Here is a 13,336-nt window from a genome sequence, read left to right on the forward strand (position 1 = left end):
GTAATCATCCTGAGTCTGGTTTGCATGAGCCCCCGACTGGCCCATGCAGACGATGCTACAGAAGATATTTGCAAAACTATCGGGCAAGGCATTAGCCTGCATATTGATGGCACCTATGGTGGGTACCCATTTTCCGTATTGCGTGAAGCAGTATTGGGTGGGGTGGCCTGTCCTTCCAGCGCCCTGCAAGTGCAGGCATTTGAGACTATAGCAGCCCCACCTCCACATATGCGGATCACCGTCAAACGACCGTTGGGGCAAGGGCGGCAGGGAACAATCTCCGCCATGCTGTATGCCCAAGGACGATTTGTGATTGGCGAGCGGATGTCCCTCTCCTTTTTCTCTCGTACACAATCCCCCTCGTCAGTCAAAGCAGACATAAACCTCGTGACCACGAATTTATGGAACGATCTGGCGGCGCGCGTGACGCATAACAAGCCAATTATTCCTCAATGATTGGGACGTGAGTCATCCAATGCGGCTTGTCCTGTTTTTAAGTGTGGCTTGCTGGGGCATAGGCATGCCCTCCCTTCAGGCCCAGACACCGCAAAAAGCGCTGTCTTTCCATGATGCAGTCAGCGTGGCCTGGAGCATTGACCCCGTGCGTAAGGCACTTCAGGTGGGGCATCATTCCGCTAAAGCACGTGTCAGTGCGGCTGGTTCCTGGTTTGCGGGCGGGCCAACACTCTCGGGTGAGTATATGGATGACCATGCCATAGGCAGTAATGAGGGATACACAACCTATCAGGGCGGTCTGTCCGTACCGCTCTGGCTGCCCGGGCAAGGTAGCGCTACCCGCGAGGTCGCGGGGGCGGAATCTGAATCCATTAATGAGCAGCTTAACGTCGAGCATATGGTGCTTTCGATCAAAGTGCTGGAAGCTGCCGCAGCATTGCAGATCGCGCAGGCGCGCCTGAATGTAGCAAACGCGCTGTACAGCGCCACAAGCCGGATCAACCAGAATGTGACGCACGCGGTGCACGCAGGCGAACTGGCTCTTTCGGACAGCCAGATGGCACAGGCAGGACTGGAAAACGCCCGTAATGAACAGACACTGGCGCAAGAGGCCAGGAATAATGCCCTTGCCGAGCAGGAAGTCCTGCTGGGGCGTGCCAGTGAAGTGGACTTTAACAGTGGTGATGGGCTGGCACATGCACGTTTTGTGGATCCGCATGATATGGAAGAGAACGACCCACGTATAAAAGTCGTGCGCCATAATGTTGAAGCTGCGGAAGCAAACATGAAGCTGGCGCGCCGGTCTTTTATGCCTAACCCAGAAATTGGCATTGATGCCATCCATGAAAAACAATACGGCAGCCCCTGGGATGACCGTGTAGGCATTAACTTCAGCGTTCCGTTGCCGAGTGAAGTGCGCAATACGCCCATGATGTCCGAAGCCAGCAACCGGTTGGCCACGGCCAATAGTGAGGAAATACAGGCGCGCCGCATGGTGCATCTGGAAATTACGCGGGTCCGCGAGCGTCTTATGGCGGCAACAACCGCCCGACAGACCATGCGCACAGCCGCAGACAGTCTGGAAAAACGTGCCGTAGCGCAGGAGCGGGCATGGCGGGTTGGTGAAGTCGCCTTGAATACGGCCCTGCAAGCCCGGCAGGAAGCCTGCAACGCCCAGATGGCCAGTGCGCGGGCAGACATTGAATGGCGTGTTGCAACCATCCGCATGCTGCTTGCCATGGGCGTTGTGCCATGAAAAAATTCCTGCTCCTTTGCTTTGCAAGCACCTTCCCGCAGTTTGCCGCCTATGCTGCAGAACAGGCGTTACCGACCGATATCTCCCTTGATGCCGCTGCGGTCAGCCATGAAGGGATTACGGTCTTTCCCGTTGCATCTGGCACGGTTTTTCCGAGCATACCGGTCGTCTGTCAGGTCATGCCCGCCACCACGCGGCTTGTGCACATTCACCCCGCAGGCAATGGTAAGGTGCTCGCGGTGCTGGTCCAGCCCGGAACACATGTACGCCAAGGGCAGCCATTACTACGTTATCAGGACCATTCCCTGCACGCCGCCCAGTTGCAGGATGCACAGATACAGGCAGCCCTGACCGCTGCCATTGCAGCACAGCATGATGCAGCACAGGCTGTACAGCGTGCACAGCTGCTGGCGGGGCAGGCCGTATCCATTGCCGAGTTACACCGCAGACAGGATGCGCTGGCGCAGGCCAATGCCAATGTGCGGACCCGTCAGGCCGATGCCGATACGCTGGGCCATCGCTTCAAGGAGGAGTTCAACTCGGTTTCGGAACAGGGCGCACGTAAAGGCCGGGACGAAACGTCTACCCTGATTGCCCCTGTGGATGGCGTGGTGCAGACACTCGATGTTAGCGTTGCGGCAGACCTTTCCCCCGTACAGGATATCATGACACTGGTGGACCTTTCCAGCGTATGGGTTGTCTCCGATGTGACGCCGGAGCAGGCAGCGCATATTCAGCCAGGTGCCCTGCAGATTACGGTAACAACAGCAGGACCGATTATCTCACACATCAATACGGTGGGCGCAATGGCCAGTGCCCTTACGGGGCTGGTCAGGCTGATCAGCATTGTTCCCAACCCAACTGGCGCACTAGTGCCCGGTATGGTGCTCAATGGAACACTTTCTGAAAAAGACGGAGTTCAGGGGCTTGTCGTACCCTCCGAAGCCATACAGAAAATTGCTGGCCAGTCCGTTGTGTTTATCCAGAAAGACAACACACATTACCATCCGGTTGTGGTGGATGTTGCCATGGACAATGGTGAGCAGGCCGTTATCCACACAGGCCTGAAGGAAGGGGAACATGTTGTAGTCCACGGCAGCTTTGCATTGCGCTCCGCTGTGGAACTGGCCGGGATGGACGCAGACTGATGGTGCTCAAATACCTGCACGCATTGCTGCGCAGCCGTCTGCTGGTCATGGGCGGGCTGAGCCTGTTCATGGCTGCCGGGGTTATGGTGGTCATGGGTCTGCCGGTGGAGGCCGTACCCGATATTTCTCCCAAGCAGGTCCTTGTGTCTGTTGTCGCCCCCGGTCTTGCGACCGAAGAGGTGGAAAAACTGATTACATTCCCCGTGGAAACAAGCATGACCGGCATTCCCGGCATGACGGATCTACGCTCTGTTTCCCGCAGCGGGGTTTCAGTCGTTTACGCACAGTTTGCCGATGATACGGACATCAACCTCGATCGCACACGTGTTAATGAACGGATGCAGCAGGCCCGAACGACCATATCCGTCCCCGGTATTACACTCAGCATGGGGCCACTTGCCACCGGCATGGGTGAGATCATGCAATTCCAGATCAAGGGAGCGGGGCATTCACTTACAGAACTGAACCATCTGATGAACTGGGTCGTGGTGCCCCAGATGCGTCTGGTGCCTGGTGTGGTGGATGTAAACGTGAACGGGGGTGGAGAGGAAACATATGAGGTCACACTGGACCAGGCACGACTGGTTGCCAGCAATCTTTCTGCTGGAGATGTCTACCGCGCGATAGATGGCAACAATGCCGCATCTGGTGGTGGGTGGATTACACACCATGCGGAGCAGCAGATTGTTGTCGGTCGTGGTCTGGTGCGCGGCCTGGATGATTTTGGGAACATTCCTGTTCGAAGCAATAGCGATGGATCTATCCTGCGCCTGCGTGACCTTGGGCACGTTGGCATGGGAATGCGCACCCGCCTTGGCGCAGTCACCCGCGATGGACAGGGTGAAATCGTCATTGGTGTAGTGATGATGGAAAGCAGGGCAAGCTCGAATGCAACGCTGGCGGCCATAAAGGACGCCCTGCCCCGCATCCGGCAATCCCTGCCGGAAGGCGTTACGCTTGACCCCTATTACACCCGCGCCACATTGACCGACACCACCATTGCCACTGTGCGTGACAACCTGCTTATGGGGGCCGTGCTGGTGGTGGGCGTGCTGATTGTCGTGATCGGCAACTGGCGGGCGGCTCTGGTTATTGCATCCGTTATTCCGGTCGCTCTTGTCACAACCATGGCTGGCATGCGGTATTTTGGCATTTCAGCCAATCTGCTGAGCCTTGGCGCCATTGATTTTGGCATGATTGTTGATGGCTCTCTTGTTGTGGTCGAGCATATTCTCGCACGACGGGAAGAAGAACCTGATGTGGACTTCACGGCTCTGGTTATCTCATCCGTGCAACAGGTCATACGCCCGGTAGGGTTTGCCATACTTGTTATCATCATGGTGTATCTGCCGGTGCTGACGTTACAGGGCATAGAAGGACATATGTTTCGCCCTATGGCGCAGACTGTCATTATGGCGCTTCTGGCTTCCCTGCTGTACTGCTTCACCTGTGTTCCCGTTCTTTCCGTTTTGCTGCTGGGACGTGTGCACCCCAAAGGCGAGACGTATCTGATAACCACCCTGCGCGCGCCATACGCCATCATGGTCAAATGGGGGAAAGACCATCCCCGCATTCTGTTTGGTGGCACTCTGGCCATTCTGGTGCTCTCCGCCGGATTGGCAATGCGGCTGGGCGGAGAGTTTATTCCCCAACTGGATGAAGGGGCGCTCACAGTAACAACAACGCGCCTTCCTTCGGCATCCTTAAACACGGTACTTGCATCCGTTTCTCTGCAGGAGCAGATCCTCCGCCGTTTTCCTGAGGTCAAAGCCGTGGTCAGCAATACTGGCACCTCCGCCATACCAACCGACCCAATGGGCGTGAATGAAACAGACAGTTTTATTTTCCTCAATGACCCTTCAACATGGAAAACCGCACACACTCAGGCCGGACTGGTTGCCGCAATGGATGAAACCCTGCGGCGGGAACTTCCCGATGCGCTTTACTCATGGAGCCAGCCTGTCCAGATGCGTATGGACGACCTTCTGTCGGGTGTCAGAACCCAGATTGCTGTTTCCATTTATGGTGACAACCTGCAAACCCTTGCCAGATTAGGCGATCAGGTGGCTGCGGTCATGTCTGGCGTGCAGGGAGCAGCAGACGTAGCCCCTGCGGGTAATGGCACCGTGCCGCTGATTGTCATTGACGTGGACCGCATTCAGGCGGCCAGCCGGAATGTTGCCATGCAGGATATTCTGGATACGGTAGAAGCTGTCGGTGGCCACATAGGGCGCCCTGTGACTGTGGGTAATGCCATGATCAGCACCCAGGTCCGGTTTGATGCCCGTCAGGTCGCGTCCATTGCTGCCATCAGCACACTACAGATCCGGCGGGCCGATGGTCTGGGGCGTGTCATGCTGTCACAGGTTGCGCATGTGCATGAGGTGGACGGTCCACCACGCATCAGCCGGGACAGGGTGCGCAGGCGCATGGTCATACAGGCCAATGTCAGGGGCAGGGACCTTGCTTCCTACGTGGCGCAGGCACAGGCCCGCGTCAGGCAGGAGGTCAAACTCCCTGCAGGTTACACAATGGAATGGCAGGGTCAGTTCCAGAACCTGCAATCTGCCACACGTCGGCTGGAGCTTGTTCTGCCCATTGCTCTGGGGCTGATCTTTGCGTTGCTGGTCCTCGCATTTGGTGCCCTACTTCCGGCCCTGCTCGTGTTTATCAACCTGCCGGTAGCTGCAACCGGCGGCGTTATTGCCCTCACACTCAGGGGGATGCCGTTCAGTATTTCTGCAGGCATCGGGTTCATTGCCCTATTTGGTGTTGCTATTCTCAATGGTGTTGTGCTGGTCAGTGAAATATCAGCTTTGCGCGCCAGAGGCATGCAGGTTGCCCAGGCTGCTTTCAGGGCTGCCCAGTCGCGCTTCCGGCCGGTCATGGCTACAGCTCTTGTGGCAAGCCTCGGATTTTTCCCCATGGCGTTTTCCCAGAGTGCCGGAGCAGAAGTGGAACGGCCATTGGCCAGTGTTGTCATCGGTGGGCTTGTATCCTCCACTCTGCTGACGCTTCTGGTGCTCCCCTTGCTATATGCCCGGACCGTGCGGGAAAAGGAGCAGAGTTAATGCGTATCCTTATCGTTGAAGATGAACAGGATCTGGGTACAGCGGTACAGGAACGGATTGGTCTGGAAGGGCATGCCGTGGACTGGTTCATGACACTGGAGGACGCCCGGGCAGCCCTCGATGCGGTAGAGTATGACTTCATCTTGCTGGATATGGGATTACCAGATGGCCATGGGCGCGAATTACTGCGTGAAATCCGCCAGACATCGCGCAATGTTGCCATCCTGATTACCACGGCAGAAGACCAGATTAGTGACCGGATTACCGGCCTGTCTGATGGGGCGGATGATTACATTGTCAAACCATATGATCTGAATGAACTGGTTGCACGGATTGCGGCTGTCGCGCGCAGATATGTTGCTCCTCGTAAGCAGATAATCCACCACCTGGATGACCTGACAATTGACCGCGAAAACCAATCTGTCTCACGCAATAACCAGAGACTGGACCTGACAGCCCGCGAATGGACGATCATGGAACTGCTGTCGCGCAATCCGGGCAGGATTTATTCGCGCCAGCAGATTGATACAGCACTCTACGCCCTCGACCATGAGGTGGACAGTAACACCGTGGAGGTTTTTATCAGCCGTTTGCGCAGAAAGGTAGGGAATACGGCCATACGAACCATTCGTGGCCGTGGGTACTGCCTGAATGACAAGACACACAACGCATGAAAAGCTGGAAGCTTTCAACGCGCATTGTCAGCGGTATTTTGATGGTGGTCATGCTGGGCATGCTGCTGCTGAGCACGGCCGTGGGTGGGTTTACCCGTTATGAGGTGACGGAAAGACTGGATAATTCCTTGCAGGAAGTCTCCGAACGCCTGCAGACAGTTGTAGCAGACCGAATGCGCAACCAGACCTCTGTTTCCGTCGCATGGTTACCAGAAGCTGGCCCCCGAACACTGGCGTATCAGGTGCTTGATGATACGGGGCATATTGTACTGCGCTCACAGAATGCCCCCACCACTCCGTTTGTGCAGGGTGGCAAGGTCGGGTTTGTCAACGTGGCGCAGTTTCGTGTTTATGTCGCGGCCCCTTCGACTGATCACTATCATGTTCTTGTGGGAGAACCTACATTCCACCGACAGGAAGCTGTCCGACGGGCCATCATGATTTCCATCGTCCCGATGCTGTTTTTTATGCCGGTCATCTGGTTGCTGGTACGTTTGATTGTATACCGAGCCCTGCGCCCCATGGACCGCCTGCACGATGAAATGCGCGCTCGTGGGAGTGGGAACCTGCGCCCCATTCTCTCCCTGAACCTGCCAGATGAGCTGCTCCCCATCCAGCGCTCCGTCAACACACTTATGGAACGGCTGGAAACTGCTTTATCAACTGAACGTGCTTTTGCCGCCAGTGCAGCCCATGAACTCCGTAATCCACTGGGGGCACTTATGGCACAGGTGCAAATGCTCGGCCGTATGCTCCCCGCTGGCTCGGAGCTGGATGAACGGGTGGAACTCATAGCCAGCCGGACCCGCAGACTAGCCCGGACTGTAGAAAAACTGCTGCAATTATCGCGCGCATCGTCCGGCATTGCATTCCGCCGAGACCGTTTTGATCTTTTGGCTGTCATACACGTTCTGGTCGATGACCTTACGTGCAATGTCTATGATGACGTGCATATTATTTTAAAAACAAACAGAATATCAAAAATATTTGTCTACGGAGACATGGATGCAACGGGTATTCTAATCCGTAATCTTCTGGAAAATGCCCTGTTACACCGCAATATCGCAAGACCCGTTGTTGTAACCATTCTGCCTGACGGCTGTATTGATATTACGAACGATTGTGCCGCATTATCCCCTGAAACTCTTGCCAGATTAACAAACCCATTTGTGCGTGGAAGCCATACAGTGTATGGCAGCGGACTGGGGCTGGCTATTGCCAGCAATATTGCCCAACAAATGGACGCCACGCTCTCGCTCTGTTCCCCTCTTGCCGGAACAACACGTGGTTTTGGTGTTTCCATCCGTTTTCCTGATCTGGAAACCCAGACTGATAATCAGGACGACTAGCACTACAGTTGCATTTTGTGTTGAGTTCTGACTCTATGGGTAACCATGATTGTTGATTTTCACCGAGAACTGGGTTCTTCCGCACTTTTCGTGATGGGTATCTTGTACTTAGGTTCCGGAACTGGGAAATCCAGAAAGTCGTTCACTTTCATGGATATTCCCCAGTGTCACGCCTTCGGTCTCTTGATCTTCCCCGTTCCCTCGTCGTTCGTCGTGTTGTTGCACTGGACAACAGAGTGGAGATCGAAGTCAGTCTGCGAAAGCGGAGTGCAGTGTGTCCGGACTGTCAGTGCCCGACACGACGCATTCACAGTTTCTATCAGAGAAAACTCGCGGATCTTCCATGGCAGGGCCGTCCAGCCACGCTGATCGTTTCTGTGCCGCGCTTTTTCTGCCAGACGATGCTTTGTCCACGTCGGACGTTTGTCATGCCCCTTGAGGGGATAACCGTGCGTCATGGCAGACAGACCACACGTCTTGCCGATCTTCATTATTATATCGCCCATACCCTGGGCGGTTCCGCTGGAGCACGAATGACCGTGCGCCTGTGTTGCCCCATCAGCGCCGATACTCTTGTCCGCCGTCTTCTCTCACGTGCGCAGAACACCACAAAAGGCATGGCCCGTACACGTGTGGTGGGGGTGGATGACTGGGCATGGCGGCGGGGACATCACTATGGAACGATTGTGGTTGATCTTGAGAAAAATGATGTCATTGACCTCCTGCCAGATCGGGACGCTGATACCCTTGCCCGATGGCTGCAGGTCCATCCCGGTATTGAAATCATTGCCAGAGACCGTGCCGGTGCTTATGCAGACGGATGCCGCAGAGGCGCACCATCCGCTCTTCAGGTGACAGACCGCTGGCATCTGCTGAAGAACCTGTCAGACGCTTTTGTCAGCATTCTGGACCGTTTTACGACAACAGTGAGGACCCTGACACGACAGCTGAACGTATCAACGGCAGTAAGCAAAATATCTGAAACAATCAGAGCGCATCCAGAAGAGGCGCAGGCGGTCGTCAGGTCAGCCTCTGGGGAACGACGTGATATTCTTTTCAAGGAAGCTCTTGCCCTGAAAGCAGAGGGACACAGCATTCAGGCTATCGCCACAACGATCGGGGTAGAGAGAAAAACCGTGCGGCGCTGGTTTCAGCGGGGCCATGCACCACCATGGAAAAGGACGGTTCCGCTACGCAGCATACTCGTGCCTTACGCAGCCCACCTGGAAAAGAGATGGTCCGAAGGATGTCGCAATAGTCGTCAGCTATGGCGGGAACTCCTGGAGCAGGGCTTTGCAGGACAATATGGCACCGTCTGGAAATGGGTGGCGACGCGACAGGGATGTTCCGCGAAACCCGTTCCTTCCGCGCATGTCGTTGCACCTCGGGGACGCAGACTTGCGCGGCTTCTCCTCGCAGAGGATCCGTTATCTGCCGGACAGGAGGGACTGCTGGTTCCTGCCCTTCTGGAAGCTGAACCGCACCTTGCCGTCACACTCTGCTGGCTCAGGAAAATGCAGACCCTGCTCTGTAAAAGGGGTGACACCTGCACGGGAGGCGATCTGAAGGCTCTGCTGGAAGAAGGAAAGACGACGCTGCTGTCACGTCTGATTCCCGCGCTTGAACGGGATGCGGCTGCCATTGAAGCGTCTCTTGTCACACCTTGGACAACCAGCCCGGTTGAAGGACAGATCAGCCGACTGAAAATGATCAAGCGAACCATGTTCGGAAGAGCAGGCTTCGAACTCCTCAGGGCGCGTGTCCTTCAGCCCGCATAATCAAAAAACATCATCACGAAAAGTGCGGAAGAACCCAGTTCTCAACGAAAATCAACAACGCGGGGCATTATTGACGTCGATTTCCCACGATTTGAGAACACCTCTGGCCTCCATTCTGGGCGCAACATCCAGCCTCGAAAGTTATGGCGAGGAGTTCGACGAAACAGCGCGCAAGGAACTGCTCTCAACCATTCATGACGAAGCCGAGCGGCTCAATCGGTTTGTCGCCAATCTGCTCGACATGACCCGTCTTGAAGCCGGAGCGCTCCAGCCTCGTAAGGAACGTGTGGATGTTGGCGAAGTGATCGCCAGTGCTCTCTCCCGTGCGGCTCGTTTGCTATCTGATCACGAGACAGAAATGGTCATTGAACCGGATTTGCCAATGCCGCTTCTAGACGACGTTCTTCTGGAACAGGCACTTTTCAATATCCTCGACAACGCTGGGAAATATACGCCTCTTGGGACGAAAATAGTCGTCACGGCATCCATCGCTGCTGATACTCTGCTTATTCGTGTGTCAGATGAGGGCGAGGGATTTGCGGCTCACGATCCGGAAACCGCTTTCAGTAAGTTCAAACGTTTTAAATCTGCTGATCGGTCTCGTCCTGGAACTGGTTTAGGGCTTGCCATCTCTCGGGGTTTCATTGAAGCCATGGGAGGAAAGATTGTGTCACGCAATCGAAAGGACTGCTCTGGAGCAGAGTTGATTATGATGTTTCCTTTGGGTGAGAAAAACACAAAATGAGTGATCCATCGGTTCTGATTGTGGATGACGAGCCTGCCATTCGTCGACTTCTCAGAACGTCGCTCGTCAGTCAGTCCTGGCGGGTAACGGAAGCCCGGACGGGGAAAATGGCCCTGAACATGGCCATGGAAGTCGTGCCGGACATCGTTGTGCTTGATCTGGGGCTTCCTGACATGGATGGCGTGGACGTTCTTCGATGCCTGAGAAGTGCTCATCCAACTTTGCCTGTCGTAATCCTCTCGGTTCGAGATGACGAACGGGGCAAGGTCGCGGCACTTGAAGCAGGTGCTGATGACTATGTGACCAAACCATTCAGCATGGCTGAACTTGTCGCGCGCATGCGTAACGCATTGCGACATGCACTCCAGCAGGAAGGCACCATCCCGCTGTTCCTGTCGGGAGATTTGAGTATTGATCTCGTGCGTCGCCAGATATTTCGTGGCGAAAGTGAAATCCGACTTTCACCGCGTGAATGGGATATTCTGCGCATGCTGGTTCGTTATACAGGGCGTGTCCTGACCCATCAGACCATCATGGGTCAGTTGTGGGGCGCAACAGGAGATGTCCAGCAACTTCGTGTCTATATCCGACAGATACGTCAGAAGATCGAAATCGATCCGGAGAGGCCACGTCATATCATCACTGAAACGGGCGTCGGTTACCGGATGGTTCAATTGTAAAAATTTTCTGATCTCCTCTTCACACATCAACATTATTTTATGAATTGAAATAAATTGAGCCTAATTCAAGCGAATGTTATGTGGAAACTGAAATTCTTGCTTCCCCCTTATGCTGCCTGTCCATTCAAGGAATATGAAGTAGATAGGCGGTAGCCACCCTCATCTTTATCACAGAAGAAAACATATCGGTTCCGGGAAGCACACACTGCCGTTTTTTCTTGACGTGGGGAACGGCAGCGGCCAGCGGTGAAGGCATGGATACCATCAGCCTCTTCGCTCTGCTTCTGACCCTCTCGGCAGGATTCAGCATTCTCAATCACCACACGTTTCGCCTTCCTGTGACGATCGGTGTGCTGGTCTTCTCATTGCTGGCTTCCTTGCTGGTCATGATCCTGAATCCGCTGATACCGGCCTATGACCTTCAGGCTCTCCCGCGATCTGTGCTCGGAGCCATCAATCTTCCCACGGCCCTTCTGAATGGCGCGCTGTCCCTGCTTCTGTTTGCCGGGGCCACACAGGTAGATGTCAGACATCTGCGCGCAAAGCTTGCCTCCGTGGCCGCTCTCTCTGTTCTGGGAACCGTTCTGGCTGTTGCCTTTCTGGCAATCGCGGCGTGGTATGTCTTCCCCCTGTTGGGTCATGCTATTCCTTTCACGTGGTGCATCGTCCTTGGGGCCATCCTCGCACCGACTGATCCCGTTTCAGTTGTCGGTATGCTGAAACGTCTCGGACTGCCCGGCCCCCTTCAGGCCGTTTTCGCAGGGGAGAGCCTGTTCAATGACGGCGTGGGCGTGGTAATTTTTGGCGTCACGATCGGACTGGCGACCGGGAACAGTCAGGGAGTGACCGCTTCCGGGATTGCTCTCAGCTTCTGCCGCGAGGCGATTGGTGGCGGCCTGCTGGGCGCACTGACCGGATGGATTGCACTCCGTGTGCTTAAAGGACAGCGCGACCCGCACATTGACTTGCTGACATCATTGGCCTTGGCGACTGGAACCTTCAGTATTGCCAACCAGCTTGGCATGTCGGGGGCGATTGCCGTCGTGGTGGCGGGACTGTGCTTTGGAACAAGCTACAGCCATTCCGTTTTCGATGAGGTATCCCGCAAAGAACTCGACGTCGCATGGACACTTATTGACGAGGTGCTGAACGTCCTGCTGTTCATGCTGATCGGCTTTGAAATCCTGGAGATCACGCCTCATCTGTTTACGGTGCTGGCAACACTTGCCGTGATCCCGCTCTCCATTGCCGTGCGAGCATTGAGCGTGCTGTTTTCAACGCTTCCGGTTCACCTCAGGCAATGGGAACGAGGTCGTGTTCTTGGTATCCTGACCTGGGGCGGTCTGCGTGGCGGCATTTCGGTTTCGCTGGCGCTTGGACTCCCGCCCGGAAACTTGCGCGACCTGCTGCTGCCTGTCTGTTACGGCGTCGTCGTGTTCACCATCATCGTGCAGGGACTAACGATGGAGCGGGTTGCCCGCAGACTTTATCCGCCCTCTACGCTTAGGTCTCAATAATACGGCTCTGATTATTTGAAGGGCGGTTCCGTAAGAAGGAAAATAATGACAGCTTGATCATGTTTTTTAACAAATAGCGGACCTTCCGCTTTCCCCCCTGATCCGCCTGTCTGCTCAGTGATACAGGAGCAGACAGGCGGCAGTCGCCTTCATCCCGGACATACAAGCCCCCATTCGCCAAGCTCCTAAGCGGACAGTCCGCAATCACCATGAGCTGATGGAGTTTCCTCCCACCCGAGTGCATTCTCCGCTCGGCTGCATAAAAGCAGCCCCTTCTGAGAACGTATCATAGAACAAGACCTGTCAGATGGGGTGGAAGGCCTCCTTGCGGCATTGATGTGCCATACCGGCGGTTGATAAACCTTCTGAAGGAGACCGCCCACCCCAACTGACAGCTAGCGGCGCGACCACGACTGGTGGTGGAACGACAATTGGTGGTCCAGCATAAATCCACGGCCAGGCCTCCGCCGGAGCGGCACTCAGCATGGTCGCGGCGAATGCCGCGGCTAGCAACTTCCATCCGATGCTATCAGGCATTGTTCTGGTCCACTCTGAACACGCGAACGATTGAGGACGCCCAAACCTGCCTTTCTGCATTTTTGATACCTCTTGACACCATGCACGGAGTGCCCAGATTGAATCTGCCGGCCGCCAAAGGGGTCG

10 protein-coding genes are annotated in these 13,336 nt (G+C 55.3%); all 10 read left to right on the plus strand.

Annotated elements, in window-relative coordinates:
- Window positions 1-24 precede the first annotated feature (24 nt).
- The 10 genes from PY793_RS09720 to PY793_RS09765 all read left to right on the plus strand — a co-directional run bounded on the left by PY793_RS09720 (window position 25) and on the right by PY793_RS09765 (window position 12,673).
- The gene (locus PY793_RS09720; protein ID WP_342356425.1) at window positions 25-456 is read left to right on the plus strand and encodes a hypothetical protein; all 432 of its coding nucleotides are present in this window, start codon (window positions 25-27) and stop codon (window positions 454-456) included.
- 19 nt (window positions 457-475) lie between these two features.
- Complete coding sequence (locus PY793_RS09725) at window positions 476-1,711, plus strand: TolC family protein (protein WP_212367915.1); 1,236 nt, start codon at window positions 476-478, stop codon at window positions 1,709-1,711.
- Window positions 1,708-2,859 (plus strand): efflux RND transporter periplasmic adaptor subunit, encoded by a 1,152-nt coding sequence (locus PY793_RS09730; protein ID WP_244983562.1) that lies wholly within the window; start codon window positions 1,708-1,710, stop codon window positions 2,857-2,859. Before PY793_RS09725 ends, PY793_RS09730 begins: the two co-directional genes overlap by 4 nt.
- On the plus strand, window positions 2,859-5,930 hold the full coding sequence (locus tag PY793_RS09735; RefSeq protein ID WP_212367855.1) for an efflux RND transporter permease subunit: 3,072 nt from the start codon (window positions 2,859-2,861) through the stop codon (window positions 5,928-5,930). The genes PY793_RS09730 and PY793_RS09735 overlap by 1 nt, the downstream gene beginning before the upstream one ends.
- Complete coding sequence (locus PY793_RS09740) at window positions 5,930-6,604, plus strand: response regulator transcription factor (protein WP_212367858.1); 675 nt, start codon at window positions 5,930-5,932, stop codon at window positions 6,602-6,604. Before PY793_RS09735 ends, PY793_RS09740 begins: the two co-directional genes overlap by 1 nt.
- Window positions 6,601-7,953: a sensor histidine kinase gene (locus PY793_RS09745; protein WP_212367860.1), complete on the plus strand. Its 1,353-nt coding sequence runs from the start codon at window positions 6,601-6,603 to the stop codon at window positions 7,951-7,953. Before PY793_RS09740 ends, PY793_RS09745 begins: the two co-directional genes overlap by 4 nt.
- Before the next feature lie 164 nt (window positions 7,954-8,117).
- On the plus strand, window positions 8,118-9,731 hold the full coding sequence (locus PY793_RS09750) for an ISL3 family transposase (protein ID WP_075624942.1): 1,614 nt from the start codon (window positions 8,118-8,120) through the stop codon (window positions 9,729-9,731).
- Window positions 9,712-10,476 (plus strand): sensor histidine kinase, encoded by a 765-nt coding sequence (locus PY793_RS09755; protein ID WP_253518720.1) that lies wholly within the window; start codon window positions 9,712-9,714, stop codon window positions 10,474-10,476. The genes PY793_RS09750 and PY793_RS09755 overlap by 20 nt, the downstream gene beginning before the upstream one ends.
- Entirely contained in the window at window positions 10,473-11,156 is a 684-nt protein-coding gene (locus PY793_RS09760; RefSeq protein WP_042788997.1) for a response regulator, read from the plus strand. Before PY793_RS09755 ends, PY793_RS09760 begins: the two co-directional genes overlap by 4 nt.
- A gap of 254 nt (window positions 11,157-11,410) precedes the next feature.
- Window positions 11,411-12,673 carry a cation:proton antiporter gene (locus tag PY793_RS09765; protein ID WP_212367863.1) on the plus strand — a complete coding sequence of 421 codons (1,263 nt, stop codon included), beginning with the start codon at window positions 11,411-11,413 and terminating at the stop codon, window positions 12,671-12,673.
- Window positions 12,674-13,336: the final 663 nt, after the last annotated feature.

It is taken from the genome of Acetobacter fabarum (genome assembly GCF_029069195.1).
Classification (GTDB): Bacteria; Pseudomonadota; Alphaproteobacteria; order Acetobacterales; family Acetobacteraceae; genus Acetobacter; species Acetobacter fabarum_A.